14 protein-coding genes are annotated in these 16,850 nt (G+C 57.5%); 9 read left to right on the top strand and 5 right to left on the bottom strand.

Features of this window, described 5'->3' with window-relative positions:
* Positions 1 to 4: 4 nt before the first annotated feature.
* Entirely contained in the window at positions 5 to 910 is a 906-nt protein-coding gene (locus AC1DHT_RS15610) for an AraC family transcriptional regulator (RefSeq protein ID WP_427537606.1), read from the bottom strand.
* Positions 911 to 999: 89 nt separating this feature from the next.
* Complete coding sequence (locus AC1DHT_RS15605; RefSeq protein WP_427537394.1) at positions 1,000 to 1,863, bottom strand: phosphatidylinositol-specific phospholipase C domain-containing protein; 864 nt, start codon at positions 1,861 to 1,863, stop codon at positions 1,000 to 1,002.
* A gap of 296 nt (positions 1,864 to 2,159) precedes the next feature.
* On the opposite strand from AC1DHT_RS15605, the gene AC1DHT_RS15600 reads away from it, so the two are divergent.
* Entirely contained in the window at positions 2,160 to 2,996 is an 837-nt protein-coding gene (locus AC1DHT_RS15600) for a phosphatidylinositol-specific phospholipase C domain-containing protein (RefSeq protein ID WP_427537391.1), read from the top strand.
* A 62-nt stretch (positions 2,997 to 3,058) separates the two neighbouring features.
* Here the strand turns inward: AC1DHT_RS15600 and AC1DHT_RS15595 are convergent, their stop codons facing one another.
* Entirely contained in the window at positions 3,059 to 4,354 is a 1,296-nt protein-coding gene (locus tag AC1DHT_RS15595) for a glycosyltransferase (protein WP_427537389.1), read from the bottom strand.
* 180 nt (positions 4,355 to 4,534) lie between these two features.
* Between AC1DHT_RS15595 and AC1DHT_RS15590 the strand changes: the two genes are divergently transcribed.
* The gene (locus AC1DHT_RS15590) at positions 4,535 to 5,413 is read left to right on the top strand and encodes a GntR family transcriptional regulator (protein ID WP_427537386.1); all 879 of its coding nucleotides are present in this window, start codon (positions 4,535 to 4,537) and stop codon (positions 5,411 to 5,413) included.
* 2 nt (positions 5,414 to 5,415) lie between these two features.
* Here the strand turns inward: AC1DHT_RS15590 and AC1DHT_RS15585 are convergent, their stop codons facing one another.
* Positions 5,416 to 5,778 (bottom strand): response regulator, encoded by a 363-nt coding sequence (locus AC1DHT_RS15585; protein ID WP_427537383.1) that lies wholly within the window; start codon positions 5,776 to 5,778, stop codon positions 5,416 to 5,418.
* Positions 5,779 to 5,970: 192 nt separating this feature from the next.
* On the opposite strand from AC1DHT_RS15585, the gene AC1DHT_RS15580 reads away from it, so the two are divergent.
* Genes AC1DHT_RS15580 through AC1DHT_RS15565 form a run of 4 tightly spaced genes read left to right on the top strand, consistent with a single transcriptional unit; the run spans position 5,971 to position 11,886 of the window.
* A complete protein-coding gene (locus tag AC1DHT_RS15580; protein WP_427537380.1) occupies positions 5,971 to 9,438 on the top strand; it encodes a response regulator in 3,468 nt (1,155 codons plus the stop codon).
* Positions 9,439 to 10,260 (top strand): CheR family methyltransferase, encoded by an 822-nt coding sequence (locus AC1DHT_RS15575; RefSeq protein WP_427537377.1) that lies wholly within the window; start codon positions 9,439 to 9,441, stop codon positions 10,258 to 10,260.
* Positions 10,250 to 11,464 carry a hybrid sensor histidine kinase/response regulator gene (locus AC1DHT_RS15570; protein ID WP_427537373.1) on the top strand — a complete coding sequence of 405 codons (1,215 nt, stop codon included), beginning with the start codon at positions 10,250 to 10,252 and terminating at the stop codon, positions 11,462 to 11,464. The genes AC1DHT_RS15575 and AC1DHT_RS15570 overlap by 11 nt, the downstream gene beginning before the upstream one ends.
* A gap of 44 nt (positions 11,465 to 11,508) precedes the next feature.
* Positions 11,509 to 11,886 carry a response regulator gene (locus AC1DHT_RS15565; RefSeq protein ID WP_054597203.1) on the top strand — a complete coding sequence of 126 codons (378 nt, stop codon included), beginning with the start codon at positions 11,509 to 11,511 and terminating at the stop codon, positions 11,884 to 11,886.
* 368 nt (positions 11,887 to 12,254) lie between these two features.
* On the opposite strand, the gene AC1DHT_RS15560 is transcribed toward AC1DHT_RS15565, so the two are convergent.
* On the bottom strand, positions 12,255 to 13,310 hold the full coding sequence (locus AC1DHT_RS15560; protein WP_427537369.1) for a tetratricopeptide repeat protein: 1,056 nt from the start codon (positions 13,308 to 13,310) through the stop codon (positions 12,255 to 12,257).
* Between the two features lie 175 nt (positions 13,311 to 13,485).
* On the opposite strand from AC1DHT_RS15560, the gene AC1DHT_RS15555 reads away from it, so the two are divergent.
* The 3 genes from AC1DHT_RS15555 to AC1DHT_RS15545 are packed head-to-tail and all read left to right on the top strand — an operon-like array spanning position 13,486 to position 16,781.
* Positions 13,486 to 15,621, top strand: coding sequence for an FUSC family protein (locus AC1DHT_RS15555; protein WP_427537366.1), 2,136 nt, complete (start codon positions 13,486 to 13,488; stop codon positions 15,619 to 15,621).
* Positions 15,611 to 15,811, top strand: coding sequence for a DUF1656 domain-containing protein (locus AC1DHT_RS15550; protein WP_054597206.1), 201 nt, complete (start codon positions 15,611 to 15,613; stop codon positions 15,809 to 15,811). Before AC1DHT_RS15555 ends, AC1DHT_RS15550 begins: the two co-directional genes overlap by 11 nt.
* Before the next feature lie 4 nt (positions 15,812 to 15,815).
* Complete coding sequence (locus AC1DHT_RS15545; RefSeq protein ID WP_427537362.1) at positions 15,816 to 16,781, top strand: HlyD family secretion protein; 966 nt, start codon at positions 15,816 to 15,818, stop codon at positions 16,779 to 16,781.
* Positions 16,782 to 16,850: the final 69 nt, after the last annotated feature.

Below are 16,850 nucleotides of genomic sequence, written 5' to 3'. Positions count from 1 at the left end.
TCGGCTAACCGAGATTTTGTTCAGTCAAACGCTGCACCGCCAGCCGACGGTAATGGGAAGGGGTCATGCCTTTGAGTTGCTGAAAGCGCCGGTTGAAGTTGGATATATTGTTGAAGCCCGACTCGAAGCACACCTCGGTTACCGGTTTATCGCCATCGGCCAGCAGCTCGCAGGATTTGCTGATGCGCAAGCGATTGACGAACTCGATGAAACAGCGCCCGGTCGCCTGTTTGAAAACTCGCGAGAAGTAGGTCGGTTTCATGCCCAGGTGTTCGGCGACTTCTTCCAGTGGCAGTTCGCGAGCGTAGTGGGCAAAGATGTAATCCACTGCCCGGTTGGTACGGTCGATGTTGTGTTCGTCGGCCAATTGCGGCGTGGTGGCACCGGACAGCAACTGGTAATCGTCGGTGGCCGCCAGCAACTCCAGCAGAATGAAAAAGTACCCGAGGCGGGTAACGCCTTTGGCGTCGGCGATCCGCTGCATCAGGTCCATGGCCTGGCGGATCGTGTGTTTACAGCGAAACTCGATGCCGTACTGCGCACGTTCCAGCAGGGGTGTCAGGCTCTTGAGTTCGCTGAACACCTGATGGCCGCTTTCGAACAGCTCATCGGTGAAGTTCACCAGCATGTCGCGCTTGGGTACCACTTCATCTTCGGCGACCTGGCTGATCCAGTTATGGGGCAGGTTAGGGCCGGTCAGAAACAGCGTTTCGGGATAAAAGTTGCCGATGTAATCGCCGATGAACACCTTGCCTGAGCTTGCGACAATCAGGTGCAGTTCGTATTCCTTATGGAAATGCCAACGCACCAGCGGGCAGGGGAATCCGTGCTGGCGATAAATGATGGACAACCCGTTGTGGTCGTCCATCAGTTCGTATGAGGGGTCGGTGACTCTTGCCGCTCGGGTCATGGCTGCACGCTTGTGGGTAACTGCAGCCGATAATGCCTTCTTCAAGAAAGGGACACCAGTCTTGAAGTACGCGCCTGGCGCGAGCGCTATCAGCGCATGCTGACGGCCTTCATGCTGCTGGCTATCCAGCAATAACGAACAATTTCGGACTCTTCGACAAAGTCGGTGTTGATAATGCAGCAGCGGCTCACCCAGTCCCGTGATTGGTGAAACCAGTCGTTGATAGAGTGCTTGATGTCCACGGGACCTCCAAGAAACGAATAACTGGTGGCTGACAGGGACCATAGAAAATCGCCGGAATGCTCACTACTCAATGTGTTGGCAATGTGGCTGCGCAAATCGTCGATATCAGTGAATGCCTTGTCGCTCCACTTGTGAACAACTCTTGGCCAGAACGTGGTTTCATCAAGATCATCCGGCCCATGGGCGGCCAGCACTAGCCTGCGACGAGGGCTGGCTCGCTTCAGTTGCCCGATGGAGAGGTGCGATTGTGAAAATGGAATGGCCGTGTGTCCCAGCCGCCTCGAGAGCAAGGCGTTGAACTTTTTATAGTCGAAGGCGTGCTTGCCACCCGCCAGAAGGTGAAAATCAAGCACGATGAACTCGTTGGGATTGCGTTCCAGAAACGCCAGAACGGCGTCGATAAGTTCATCCAGGACGCGATGAGATTCCAGGCCATTGTGGTGGAAATAAAAAATATCCTGATCGTGTCCCGGCTTATACCCCAGGCGTATATCGAACGCTCTGACACCCTGGGCCAGTTGCCAGGAAAATGTATCGTTCTGACAGGTTGTCCAATGACCGATCAGCACGTCGTAGTTAGGGGCCTTTTTATCCATTCCACAATTGTGGGCGCCTGGCCAGATAATGTCGGTTAACTTCAGGGTGTCAATATCCAGGACTTCGCTCATCCAGGCCTGCTTGTTTAAATGTCTTACCGTGTTTCGTGGCATGTGTGCTCCTGCGTTCTGTTGCACGTGTCAATCCATCGGCGTGCAGTGTTTTTTAGGGGGGGGTCTGGGCCTTTGCGGGCACAGGCTGCGCGTGACAAGTTAAGTGCAATGTGTGCTGGGGGACAGCTTCTACGGTCCTGTTGTTACGTAGGAATACGCTGACGGCACAGTAATATGTTGTCAATCTTGAGAGTGCTGGGTGAGTGGTCAACTGGCGTGTAGGTGGATATAAAGGTGGCGAACGTTGCGAAGTGCAAACTTTCATACTGCGCGAAAACATAGGTAATGGATGAAATATGGCTAACGATTTTTATAAATGGATGACCGGCCTGCCTGCCATCGACGTGCTGACACTGGGGGAGTTGGTATTGCCGGGTGCTCACAATTCGGGGGTCGATAAAAAAGCTTCTTATGCGGTTCCGGGTGTCAGCCACTGGGCAGCTTGCCAGAATAATAGTTTTTACTATCAACTGGTCAACGGTGCCCGCGCACTTGATCTCAGGCTTGAGTATGACGGCAAGGGCGGCTTCTGGTTTCAGCACAATGGATATCGATCTTCTCGGGCCCTGGAAGATCTGATCATGGCCGTGGACAGATTCCTTGAGCAAAATCCTGATGAGTTCATTGTCTTGAACTTCCAGCAACTAAGCTCCAATAGCAGTCCGTTCGACGCAAAGGAATTTTCCCGACTGCTGACGCAACACTTGGGAGGGCGGGTGATTCCCCCCGAAAATCGTTATTTGACATTGGGGGAACTAAAAAGAATCAGTCCATTTCAACGTGTCATGCTGGCGTCTTATGGAAACATTGACCGCAATTACTTCAATTGGGGACTGAGATGCGAATGGACGGGGATCGATTTCGCCAGTGTCGCTGATGTGAAGATGTTTATTGCCAAAACAATAGAGCGTCCAGATGGTTTGGGCATGCCATGGTCATTGTCCGCCACGAGTTACGGTTTGGCACAAGGGCCCGTGAATATAACCACTCATTTGAACGAGTGGTTTGACCCTGCTCGCCATGAGAAGGTTTTGAATTGCAGTGTGATCAATGTTGATTTCTTTGAAGAGTCGGCGCTGGTTGCTCATTGCATGACAGCCAATCTTATGAAGGCGAAAGCCAAACAAAAGTGATGGTCTTTTGTTTTGGGCTCGGCCAAAAAGTCAGCATAAACGGTCACCAGGTCAACGAAGACTTATCCATTGGAACGGTTTTTTTCTTCAATCCACTGCGACATATATTGAGTGCTCTTGTGCTGATGGTGCCGCAACATACTGCCGACAAAGTTGTCGTTGCGCCGTTTCAACAGGTTTTCGCGGCAATCCATCAGCCGCTCAATCAGTGCCGGGCCATGGACGCGCTGTTGGTAACGACCAGCCAATAGGTTTATGCCGGCGTTTTGAGCCAGGGTCCACTGCGTCTTGTCTTGATACAGGCGCACGGCTGCATCGGCAAGGCTCTGCGCGCTTTCGGCGATCGCGCCCGGCCAAGGCATGTCCCCGGACATGCCTTCGGCACCGACCGGCGTGGTGACATTCGGTGTGCCGCACAGCATGGCGTCGACAATCTTGCCCTTGATGCCAGCACCGAAACGCAACGGAGCCAGGCAGATGCGTGCCGCAGACATGACCTGCAAGGCGTCTTCGGCCCAGTTCATCACGTGGAACCCCTGGCTCGGGTTGTGCAACGCGGTCGCCTTTGGCGGCGTATAAGCGCCATAAATGTGCAGTTGCGCACCGGGCAGTTGTTGCCGGATCAGTGGCCAGAGGGTGGTTTTCATCCAGAGCACGGCGTCCCAGTTCGGCGCATGGCGGAAATTGCCGATGCTGAGGAAATGCGCACGGTCCTCGAAGGGTGTGAACGGCTGAGTGATCGGGTCGATCATCAACGGGCACCAGTGCAGCAACTGGCGCGGCAGTTTGAACTGCTCGACCAGCAGCTCGATTTCCACTTCCGAGATCATCAGGTTCAGGTCACAGCGGAACAGCGCGGCAATTTCGCGCTTGGCCAGATCGGTATCGGCCATGAGCTCGAACTCTTCGCGCAACGCCGGGGCGAACAACTCGCTGAAGTCATTGGCGTCGTCACTGGCCTTGAGGCGGTCCTTGAGCCGCTGGTGGCGGGCATGTCGCAAGCTCTGCAGATCAGAGGTCTCAAGTACGCGCAAGGCGCCAGGGCAATGTTTCTCGACACGCCAGCCGAACTGTTCTTCCATCATGAACTGATCGAACAGCACGATATCTGGAGCCAGATCGCTGACGAAGGCATCGAAACTGCTGTTGTTCAGCTCGATGGGGACTTCACGAATGCCCAATTCCGCCAGATCGGCCTTGTGTTCGCCGATACCGGCCGGGCTGCTGAACGTGATGTCCCAGCCTTGCTGTAGAAACGTTTCAAGGATTTGCATCACATGTCCGCTGGCTGCGGATGAGCGCGGCTCGGGCCAGACGTAACCAATGACCAGGACTTTGGTTGCGCGGGGCTGACTCATGAACGGGATTTCCTTGATGCGGGCAGAAGGCTGGGGAGAAATGAGGGGCGCAATTAAACCACAGCTGATGATGTTTATTGTGCCCGGCAATCGCCCAGCGACGCCTTATGCGCTTGTATTGACTGGAAGTTTGCCGATTCATGAGTTAGCGTCTGACAGCTGATTCATGGACGTTTTTCGATGACCCAACCCACCGCACTCCAGACCAAAGTCGCTTCGCAGATTCTCATGGCGATCAGGTCTGGCGAGTTAACCCCCGGCAGTCACCTCAAAGAGGTCGAACTGGCCGAGCGCTTTGGCGTGTCTCGCTCGCCGATTCGCGGGGCGCTGGTCTATCTGGCGCAAGAGCAGGTGATCGGGCGCTTGCCCCATCAGGGTTACTGCGTGCTGGATACACCGCTCAGCGATGAGTTGGCCAAGGTCAGTCTGCCGATCGGTGAGGATGAGGAGCTGTATCAGCGGCTGATCGATGATCGACTGGCTCAGGCGATTCCCGATCAGGTGATGGAGAGTGACCTGCTGCGTCGCTACGGTGCCAGCAAAGCGGTATTGCGCCGTTGCTTGCTGCGGTTGTCCGACGAAGGCGTGATGCAGCGCAAACACGGGCACGGCTGGATGTTTTTACCCACCTTGGGTTCGGCCGAAAAGCGCTTCGAAAGCTATCGCTTCCGCATGCTCCTGGAACCCGCGGGCTTGCTCGAACCGACCTTCAATCTGCCGCGTGAACGCTTGCAGCGTTGCCGTGAAAAGCAGCAGGCGCTGCTCGAAGGGACTCCAGACAGCCTGAGCTTTTTCGAAGCCAATGCCGAATTTCACGAGTTACTGGCTGCAGCATCCGGCAATAGCTTCATCCTGCAAACCCTGCAGCAGCAAAACCGCCTGCGCCGGCTGACCGAATTTCATACCGTGTCGAACCTGGAACGGGTCCGCACCTCCTGCCGTGAGCACCTGGAAATTATCGACGCGCTGGAGCAGGGCGATCGGGAATGGGCGTCGACCTTGCTGTACCGGCACTTGAAAGTGGCCAGTACCTTGAATGAAGTGCGCAAGAAAAGCTGAGCTCAAGCCGCGAGCATGCTCAGGACCTTGTCGCGCAACTGGTCGATAGAGAACGGCTTGCCAATCACCGACATACCTTCCGGCACGTCGATACTTTCCGCATAACCACTGGCAAACAGTATCGGCAACGCCGGGTGCAGTACACGCGCCTGAGCGGCCAGCTCCCGGCCATCCATCTCTGGCAATCCCACATCGGTCATCAGCAGATCGATGATTTGCGCGCTATCGTTGAGCAGGGCAAGCGCTGCTTTGCCACTGTCGGCCTCCAGCACCTTGAACTCGAGTTCTTCCAGCACGTCGACGATCAGCATGCGCACGATGCTATCGTCTTCGACTACAAGGATGGTGGGCGCTGTGGCGGACATGGTGGTGGCTCTCGGAAGAAGGCGGTCGGTCACAGGTTGATTGTAGTTACCGGCGTGAGTCGACAGGGTAACCGTTCGCTCTGAATCATGCAGAACGATGCAGGATATTGCCGCAAGGTTGTCAGAAAAAAGCATTCGAGAGCGTTTATGGAGCAAACTCCTTCACTTACAACGGTTCACCAAGGCCATCCAATGACTGCTTCGTCTTCGGTTGATGAGCAAGGTTTTCGCAAACTGCTGAGCCGCAATATCAGCTTGCCGCTGGGTATGGGCGTGCTTAGCGCGGTATTTTTTGTCTCTTTGATCACCTATCTGTTGTCGGTGATCCAATGGGTCCAGCACACGGACCGGGTGATCAATAACGCCAACCAAGCGTTAACGCTGACGGTCGATCTGGAAACCGGGATGCGGGGTTTTCTGTTGTCCGGTGACGAGCACTTTCTCGATCCCTACGAAACGGCCAAACCGAGGATCATCGCTGCGCTCAAGACCTTGCAGGAACTGACGGCCGATAACCCGCCACAGGTTGATCGCCTGCGCAGGCTCGAGGCGTTGCAGGTCGAGTGGAACGATTACGCGCAGACCATGATCGATTTGCAGCATCGCAGCGGTGATTACCGAGCAGCGGTGCAATCCGGCCGCGGTAAGCGACTGACTGATGAAATCCGCAAGCAGTACGAAGATGTCATCGACATGGAGCAACAGTTGCGTATCACGCGCAACGAAGAGGTTCGACGCACGACGATCTGGAGCATTTCCCTGTATCTGCTGTTGGTGGCCGGTATCAGTGGTTTGCTGGCCTACGTCGGCCGTCGCGATTTGCTCAGTCTGTCGAAAAAGTACAGCGCCAACCTCGCGGCGCAACAGAACAGCGCGCAACGGCTGGAACAACAAGCCTGGCTGCGCAATGGCCAGACCGAATTGGCGGAGCAGGTGCTTGGGCAACTGACGTTAAATCGGTTGGGCCGCAATATTCTGCAGTTTTGCGCGCAATACCTCGGCAGCGCCGTCGGCGCGATGTACGTCAAAGAAGAGCACGGAGGCCTCGCGCGCATTGCCTCTTATGGTTTCTCCCGCGAGCAGGAAGGGCGCGAGCAAGCGATTGACAGTGGCGAGGGCATTACTGGCCAAGTGGCACAGCAAGGCCGGCTGATTCGTCTGGATGAAGTACCCACCGGCTATTTCAAAGTCAGCTCCGGGTTGGGTGAGGGCGTGCCGTGCAGTGTGCTGGTGGTGCCGACCCGTGATGACGATCGGGTCAACGGTGTCATCGAACTGGGGTTTCTACGTGCCCTGACCGAGCGCGATGTCGAGTTGCTGGAGCTGATCGCCGGGAATATCGGCACCTCCATCGAAGCGGCGCGTTATCGCCAACGATTGCAGGAAGTACTCGCCCAAACCCAGCAACTCAATGAAGAGTTGCAGGTGCAGCAAGAAGAACTGAAGACGGCCAACGAAGAGCTGGAAGAACAGTCGCGGGTGCTCAAGGAGTCGCAGTGGCAGCTGGAGGCCCAGCAGGCCGAGCTTGAGCAGACCAACGAACAGCTCGCCGAACAGCGCGATGCAATGGATCGCAAGAACGGTGAGTTGAACCAGGTCCAGGTACAACTTGAAGAGCGTGCGCAAGAGTTGCAGCGCTCCAGCCAGTACAAATCCGAATTCCTCGCCAACATGTCCCACGAACTGCGCACGCCGCTGAACAGTTCGTTGATTCTCGCCAGGTTGCTGGCAGAGAACCCACAACAAAATCTCAGCGCTGAACAGGTGACATTCGCCGAGTCGATCTACTCGGCCGGCAACGATTTGCTCAACCTGATCAACGACATTCTGGATATTTCCAAGGTCGAGGCCGGCAAGCTTGAAATACGCCCGGAGAACACCAGTGTCGCGCGCTTGGTCGATGGCTTGCGCGGCATGTTTGAGCCGTTGGCAACGCACAAACACCTGGCGTTCAACGTCGAACTGCAAGCGGATGTGCCGTTGATGATGTTCACCGATCGTCAGCGTCTGGAGCAGGTGCTGAAGAACCTGTTGTCGAACGCTATCAAGTTTACCGAGAGGGGTAGCGTCAGCCTGACGGTCACCAGGCAGCCGGGCGAGGGCATTGGGTTTATCGTTTGTGACTCGGGCATCGGTATTGCCAGCGATCAGCAGGAAAGTATTTTCGAGGCCTTCCGTCAGGCCGATGGCAGTACGAACCGTCGTTACGGTGGCACGGGGCTGGGCTTGTCGATTTCGCGTGACCTGGCAGCGTTGCTCGGCGGCTCGATCAGCGTCATCAGCGAACCGGGGCAGGGCAGCTCATTCACGCTGGTGTTGCCTGTGCAGTATGTCGACCTTGGCGATGAGCCGCGTGAGCTGCTGAAGATCGTACCGGTCGTCGCCGCTCCCAAGGTGACTGCCGCGCCTGCGCCGCTGATCGTCGAAGCGAAGATTCCGCGCTTTGCGGATGACCGTGACAAGGCGCCGTTCACTCGCCGTTGCATGCTGGTAGTGGAAGATGAAGTGAACTTTGCACACATCCTCTTCGACCTGGCCCACGAGCTGGGCTATCAATGCCTGGTGGCTCACGGTGCCGACGAAGGTTACGACCTGGCGACACGCTTCATGCCGGATGCGATCCTGCTGGACATGCGCCTGCCGGACCATTCGGGGCTGACGGTGTTGCAGCGCCTGAAAGAGCATGCCGAAACCCGGCACATCCCGGTTCACGTGATTTCCGTCGAGGACCGCGTCGAGGCCGCCATGCACATGGGCGCCATCGGTTATGCGCTCAAGCCGACCACCCGCGAAGAGCTCAAGGACGTCTTCGCACGACTGGAAGCCAAATTGACGCAAAAGGTCAAACGCGTGCTGCTGGTGGAGGACGATGACCTGCAACGCGACAGCATTGCCCGGCTGATCGGTGACGATGACATCGAGATCACCGCTGTCGGCCTGGCCCAGGAAGCATTGGACCTGCTGCGCGAGACGATCTATGACTGCATGATCATCGACCTGAAACTGCCGGACATGCTCGGCAATGACTTGCTCAAGCGCATGTCCACCGAAGATATCTGCTCGTTCCCGCCCGTGATCGTCTATACCGGGCGTAACCTGACCCGTGATGAAGAGGCGGACCTGCGCAAGTATTCACGCTCGATCATCATCAAGGGCGCACGCTCGCCAGAGCGCCTGCTCGACGAGGTGACGCTCTTTCTGCACAAAGTCGAATCGCGGTTATCCCATGAGCGGCAAACGATGCTCAAGACTGCCCGCAGCCGCGACCGGGTCTTCGAAGGCCGCAAGGTGCTGTTGGTGGATGATGATGTGCGCAATATCTTTGCCCTCACCAGCGCGCTGGAGCACAAGGGCGCTATCGTGGTGATTGGCCGTAACGGTCGTGAAGCGATCGAGAGACTCAATGAGGTGGATGACATCGACCTGGTGCTGATGGACGTGATGATGCCGGAGATGGACGGTTTCGAAGCCACCCTCGAGATCCGCAAGGACCCGCGCTGGCGCAAGCTGCCGATCATCGCGGTGACGGCCAAGGCGATGAAGGACGATCAGGAGCGCTGCCTGCAAGCAGGCTCCAACGATTACCTGGCCAAACCCATCGACCTGGACCGCCTGTTCTCGCTGATTCGCGTGTGGTTGCCGAAGATGGAACGTATCTAAGTGGAGAACAATATCGACATCGAGCTGCGGTTGCTGGTCGAAGCTATCTACCTGAAATACAGCTACGACTTTCGTGATTACTCCGGCGCTTCGATCAAGCGTCGGGTCAATCACGCCTTGCATCAGTTCGAATGCAAGAGCATTTCCGCGCTACAGGAGCGGGTGCTGCACGACCCGACGGCGTTCATGCAGTTGCTGCAGTTGCTGACGATTCCGGTCAGCGAGATGTTTCGCGACCCGGCGCACTTCCAGGCCATTCGTCAGGAAGTGGTGCCGCTGCTCAAGACCTATCCTTCGATCAAGGTCTGGATTGCCGGGTGCAGCACGGGCGAAGAGGTCTATTCGATGGCTATTCTGCTGCGCGAAGAAGGCTTGCTGGAGCGCACCATCATTTACGCCACTGACATCAACCCACGCTCGCTGGAAAAGGCCAAGCAGGGGATTTTCTCGCTGGCGAACATCCGCGCCTACACCCATAACTACCAGCAGGCCGGTGGTCAGTGCTCGTTCGCCGACTACTATACGGCAGCGTATGACCACGCGATTTTCGACAAGACCCTGTGCGAGAACGTGACCTTTGCCGATCACAGCTTGGCGACTGACAGTGTCTTTTCAGAAACTCAATTAATTTCATGTCGTAATGTATTGATTTATTTCAATAAAAAATTACAGGATCGCGCCTTCGGGCTGTTTCATGAGTCGCTGTGTCATCGTGGTTTCCTGGTGCTGGGCGGCAAGGAAACCCTGGACTTCTCGACTTATGGCAAGCAGTTCGAACCTTTGGTCAAACAAGAACGGATCTACCGCAAGCATGCTGAGTAATATCCAGGCCAAATTGCTGATCGTCGACGATCTGCCAGAGAACCTGCTGGCGCTCGAAGCGCTGATCGCCCGTGAAAACCGTACGGTGTACAAGGCGCTATCCGCGGACGAAGCCTTGTCATTACTGCTGCAACACGAGTTCGCCATCGCCATCCTCGATGTGCAGATGCCTGGCATGAACGGCTTCGAACTGGCCGAATTGATGCGTGGTACCGAGAAGACCCGGAGCATTCCGATAATTTTTGTCAGTGCTGCAGGGCGCGAGAGCAATTACGCGTTCAAGGGGTACGAAAGTGGTGCGGTAGACTTTTTGCATAAACCGCTGGATATCCACGCGGTGAAAAGCAAGGTCAACGTGTTTGTCGACCTGTACCGGCAGCGCAAGGCGATGAAGCTGCAGGTCGACGCCCTGGAGCAAAGCCGTTGTGAGCAGGAGGCGTTACTCAAGCAATTGCAGGTCACGCAGAACGAACTGGAGCAGGCCGTGCGCATGCGCGATGACTTCATGTCGATCGTCGCTCACGAAGTCCGTACACCGTTGAACGGGCTGATCCTTGAAACCCAACTGCGCAAGATGCACCTGGCCCGGGACAATGCTGCGGCGTTTACCCTGGACAAGATGCACGCGATGGTCGATCGCGATGAGCGGCAGATCAAGAGCCTGATTCGCTTGATCGAGGACATGCTCGATGTGTCGCGGATTCGCACCGGCAAGCTGTCCATTCGCCCCAGTCGTTTTGACCTGGCACAGTTGACGGGTAACCTGTTGCAGAATTTTGCACCGCAGGTGGAGTCTGCCGAGTCGTCGGTAACGTTTTTCGCGCCGCAACCGGTGGAAGGCAATTGGGATGAGTTTCGCATCGAACAGGTGGTGTCCAACCTGCTGACCAACGCGCTGCGTTACGGTGCCAAGCGTCCGATCGAGGTGCGCGTGTACAGCCAGGACGGCGAAGCGCGGATGGAGATCAGGGACCAGGGGATTGGCATCAGTGAGGAAAACCAGAAACGTATTTTTCAGCAGTTCGAGCGTGTGTCGGCGAAAACCGTGGTGGCCGGGCTGGGTTTAGGGCTATTTATTTCCGAGCAAATCGTCGCCGCCCATGGCGGATCCATCACCGTTGAGAGCAAGATTAATCAAGGTTCGTTATTTCGTGTTTGCCTACCGCTGCAGGAAAACAGACAAAGCAACGCAACCTCTGCGTGACCGAAGGGTCGTATCAGCAGCTATTGACCGAACAAAGGCTTCCCATGAGTGAAGATGCACAAGACGTCGTATTGATCGTTGAAGATGACCCCTCGATCCTGATGGTACTGGTCGCCTATCTATCGGGTGAGGGCTATCGGGTTTTGCAGGCTGTAGATGGCGAGCAGGCTTTCGAAATTCTCGCGAGCAAACCGCACCTGGATATGATGATCACCGATTACCGTCTGCCCGGTGGCATCTCCGGCGTACAGATTGCGGAACCTGCTGTGAAGTTGCGACCTGAACTCAAGGTGATTTTCATCAGCGGTTACCCGCAGGAAATTCGTGAGTCCGGCAGCCCGATCGCGCAAAAGGCGCCGATCCTGGCCAAGCCGTTCGATCTCGACGAGTTGCAGGTCTTGATGCACGAAATGCTTTCGTAAGCCCCACGCAATCCTCCGAGCTGCCGAAGGCTCGGGCCGCGTTCGGACGATCTTTCCGGGATCAAAGATCGCAGGCTACGCCAGCTCCTACGCTGGTTCAGGTGTATCGAGGATATCCAGTGCACGATTCACCGCGTAGGCAAGCTTAAACACCCGTCGTAGCAGCTGCCGAGCCTGCGAGGCTGCGTTCGGCGGCGAAGCAGTCGTAATATCAAGCAACATGTTCGTTCAGGAAAACAGCGTTCACCGGATTGGCGAGGACTGCGTCCTCGAACGCAGCCTCGCGGGCTCGACAGCTGCTACGGGGGGCGGCACTGTAATTGGCTGTTTGATCGTTCCCACGCGCATCTATCGAACCTGGTGGTCTTTTAGAGTCCCTGCTGCAACGCCGGATCATCCGGATTCATCTGCTCAAGTTGTGCCAGCAGCACCTGAACGTTCTGCAGCTGGCCACTTTCCTTCCAGTAGTTGATCAACGTTACCCGCGCCTTGCGGTCGGCCGGGTGGCGCTGAACGATTTCCTGAAGCTGCTTTTGCGCGGCTTCCAGTTCTTCCTGGCCGTGCAAGGTGGTTGCCAGGTCGTAGCGGTATTCCCTGTTGTCGGGCGCAAGCTCCACTGCTTTTGAAAGGCCGAGCAAGGCAAACTCGCTTTGCCCGTGATGCAGCAGCCAAAGCCCCAAGGCATGTTGCAGGTAGGCGGAGTCGGGTTGGGCCTGCAACTGTCTGGCCAGCATTTGTTGGGCTGCATCGGCCTGGCCCTGTTTATCCAGGACCTCGATCTGCATCACCAGCGCCGGCAAGTTGCCCGGGTCCAGGCGCAAGGTCTGATCGAGCGCTTGTTGGGCTTCTTTCAATTGGGCGTTGTGCAGGTGCAGGCGAGCCAGTTGGTATTGGGTCTCGGCGCTTTCGGGCTGACTGTTAAGCGAGTGCTCATACTCGTCGATGACCTGCTGCAAAGGGCCGAAGTACAACCCCAGATCATCCGGCGAAAGCCCCAGCAACGCGTTCGCGGTGGCAAAACGCACGGCTTGCTCGTGGTCGTCGAGCAATGGCCCGAGTAACAGGCTGCGTTGGCCATTGGGCACCAGCCCGACGATGCTTTTGATCGCCGCCTGGCGAACCTCGGCCACAGGGCTTTGCAGGTCGGCGTCTGCCAGTTTCAGTGCCTGCGGGCTCGGGTAATTCGCCAGTTCGGCATGCAACAGGACACGGCGCGTATCCGACAAGTCCGGACGTGCCAGTTGCTGGTAGAGCACTCGCGCCGCACCAGGTTGGCCGTTACGGGCCTTTTCCATGGCGTCGTGATAGCCCTGCTTGACCGCAGGAGGCACCTCTGGCGTGGTACTGCGCAGAGAAAACCAGGCAATGCCGACGGCAAACAGGACCAGCAGGCTGATGTACAGGTAGCGGCGAGGCATGGGCATGCAGGAATCCGGAATCTGACAGTGTTTGCAAAGCTGCCAGCATCGGTCAGCTGGCGCTGCGAGTCAAACCCGGGACATGGTTAAAACCATACTTGATCGGTACATGTCGAGCTGAAACCTCTCACGTGTCGTCGCAGTGACTACGCTTGCTGGAGATGACTCGACGAGCGTTGCCATGCAAGCGTTGCTGCAGTACTTCAAGGCGATCCTCCACCCCGGTCCCGGGGTGTTGCTGTTTGCCTTGAGAACGATCACCGCCGGGTTGCTGACACTGTACCTGGCCTTTCTTTTTGACCTCGATCAGCCCAAATGGTCGATCATGGCCGTGGTCATCGTCAGCCAGCCCCTGGCCGGGATGGCGCTTGCCCGCAGTTTTGGCCAGGTCATCGGCACTACGCTCGGCGCGGCCGTGGCCGTGGTGATCATGGCGATCTTCCCCCAGGCGCCGGTGCCTTTCGTAATGACGTTGTCCCTGTGGCTGGCGCTGTGCACCGCCGGTGGCACCTTGTTGCGCTACACCAGTTCCCAGGCATTTGTGCTCAGCGGCTATACGGCAGTAGTGGTGGGGCTGTTGGCAGTGCCTGATCTGGAGGGCACCTTCCTGTTGGCCGTGACTCGCGTGACCGAGACGTTGCTGGCGGTTGCCTGTGTCTGTGTCGTCAGCCTGCTGACCGCGCGTCCGGAGGCTGTGGCCAAGGATTACTTTGCCAGGATCGATCAGGTGATCAAGCTGCTGGCAACCCATGCCAGCGCGGTCATTCGGACCGAGGAAAGCGAGGAAGACTTCCACCGTCGGCAAATGCAGCTGCTTGGGCAGATCAGCGCGCTGGAGGGCGTACGCCGGCATTTGTATTACGACGCGCCGCGTTTGCGCAGTGCCGACGACCTGGTGCAATTGCTTGGCAATCAACTGCTGTTGCTGACCGCGCGGCTCACCGCATTGCGCCATCAGCGCGAGCTGTTGCTCGAACGCTGGGAAGGCGAGATCCCTGCCGAAATCCAGCATTTGCTGAACGAAGAGCTGACCTTTCTCGATGAGTTGGCCCGGCAGGGGCGTGCGCTGTCCAGCGAGAAACGGCACCAGTTTGCGGCGTTGCAACAGCGTTTCGATGCACTGGCCTACCGTTCGGAGCAACTGACCGAGCCCTTGAAGGCCACCTTGCGCTCTCTGTCATGGTCACTGCGCTGGGAACAGGCGCGAATGCTGCAGCAGCTTGAAACGATTCTGGAGTTGAGCGACGCGATCCAGAGCGGACGCAAGGCCAGTAGCGTGTTTCGCGGTCAGGCCAATCCGCTGCACCTGGATTTCACCCTGGCGACGATGAACGCCATCCGTGCGTTCTGCGCATTGATGGTGGCTGGCCTGATATGGATCGAAACCGGTTGGGACGGCGCCCGGGGCGGGATGATTGTGGCGGGGATCCTCTGCTCGTTGATGGCGACGTTTCCCCGCCCGTTGTTGGCTGCCCAGAGTTATGCCCGGGGCCTGGGGCTGGCGCTGGTGGTGTCGGCGGTGCTTGAGTTTGCGCTGGTGCCGATGATCAGTAGCTTCGAGCTGTTGGCCCTGTTGCTGGCGCCATTGCTGTATGCCGTTGCGGTGGGGTTGTCCAGCCCGTCAACCACGGGGACGGGGATCGGGCTGGGATTGTCGACGTTTCTGTTATTGGGCCCGCAGAACATCGGGTTGGGGCAGAACACCGCGATCCAGTGGTTTGAATTTGCTGGCGCTTACACCTGCGCCACCGTGCTGGCGTTGAGTGTGTATGCCTTGATCTTTCCCTTCAGGCCCGTTCTGCGTATTCGCCGGCTGCACCAGGAAAATTGCGAGCAGGTCTATGCCTTGCTGAAAAAACCGGCCACCGATGAAAACCAGTTTGCCTTCGAGAGTCGTCTGGTCGACCGTCTGACCACGATGCTGGGGCTGTTGCCAGCCATCCAGGACAAGCCGGCGCGCGACCTGTTCGAGGTCAGCCTCGGCTGTCTGGCCCTGGGTATTGCCTTGAACCAGCTCAGGCAGCAGGGGCAGAACAACGTGCTACTGAGCCCGCAGACGCAAACCCGGTTGTTCGCCACCGTTCGGGAAGTCGGGCGGCTGGTCGCCGGTCGGCCGAACATCGAAGTGGATCGTGTGCTCGACAGCCTGCACGGCTTGGGCGATGAGCTGGACGCGCTGCACTGCAGCGTCCATGAACACCTGTGGTCAGTGTTTCGCATGCGTGTGGCGTTGTTGATCGTGGTGTCGTTCCTGGAGCGCCACCGTGGCCACTTTGAGCCTGTCACCTTGCAAGGAGTACCTGCGCTTGACCATTGATCTGGAAATAGGCGGCGTCTATCTGCCACCGATTGCCCAGGCGCTGCTGCTGGGCTTGCCGATTTTCCTGGTGCTGGACTGGTTCCTGCGGCGCCTCGGTGTATTGCAATTCGTCTGGCATGAAGCCTTGTTCGAAGGCGCGTTGTACGCCTGCGTGTGCGCGATGTTGATACTGGCGATGGGAGCCTGATGCCTTGAAGAAGATCCTTGCCCAACTCTCGACACTGGCAGTGGTCGTGCTGGCTTTTGTGCTCGGCTGGTTTGCCTGGGAGCATTACACCCGCGCACCCTGGACCCGGGACGCACGGGTGCGTGCCGATGTGGTGACCTTGTCCGCCGATGTTGCAGGACGCATCGTGCGCCTCGGCGTGCAGGATAACCAGCATGTGGAGAAGGGGCAGCTGCTGTTGGAAATCGATCCCTCGCGTTACACCCTGGCGGTGGAACATGCCAAGCGTTCGGTGGAAGTGGCGAAGGCCTCACTGGGGCAATCGCAAGCCACCATCGTTGCCAGCCAGGCGCTGCTCAAGCAGCGTCAAAGCGAGGAGCAGCGTCGACGGACCCTCAAGGAACGCATGGCGGTCTCTGGCGAAGAGTGGGAAAAATCCAGTACCGAGGTGTCGGTGGCCCAGGCCGATTTGCTGCGCAGCCAGGCCAACCTGGGGTTTGCCCAGGCCAATGTGCAACTGGCCATCGCCGCATTGGCCGAGGCTGAACACGATCTGGAGCGCACCCGGGTCGAATCGCCGGTCAGTGGCTATGTCACCAATCTGCTGACGCGGCAGGGCGATTACGCGACCGCGGGCGGTCCGCTGGTGGCGCTGGTGGACAGCGACTCGTTTTATATCAGCGGCTACTTCGAAGAAACCAAACTGCCGCGAATCGCGGAGGGTGACCGGGTCGATATCGACTTGATGAGTGGCGAACATTTTGGCGGCACCGTGCAAAGCATCGCTTTCGCCATTGCCGACCGGGAGAACCTGCCCGGCGGCCGTTTGCTGGCCAACATCAACCCAAGCTACACCTGGGTCAAACTGGCGCAACGGGTGCCGGTACGGATTCAGATCGACGCCGACTACGCCGGCAAAAACACGCTGCGCGCCGGGACCACGGCTACGGTGACTGTCCAGGAAACCCGCAAATCCGACGATCACCGCTAACACGGGAGAGTGTGGGGAGTCACCCCTGTTTGCAGGCAAAAAAAAGCCCCGCGACCGAATGAGGCGCGG

This window comes from Pseudomonas sp. 05N432 (assembly GCF_056396945.1).
Note: the sequence above shows the minus strand (reverse complement) of the source record. Positions and strands in the feature narration are given on the sequence as shown.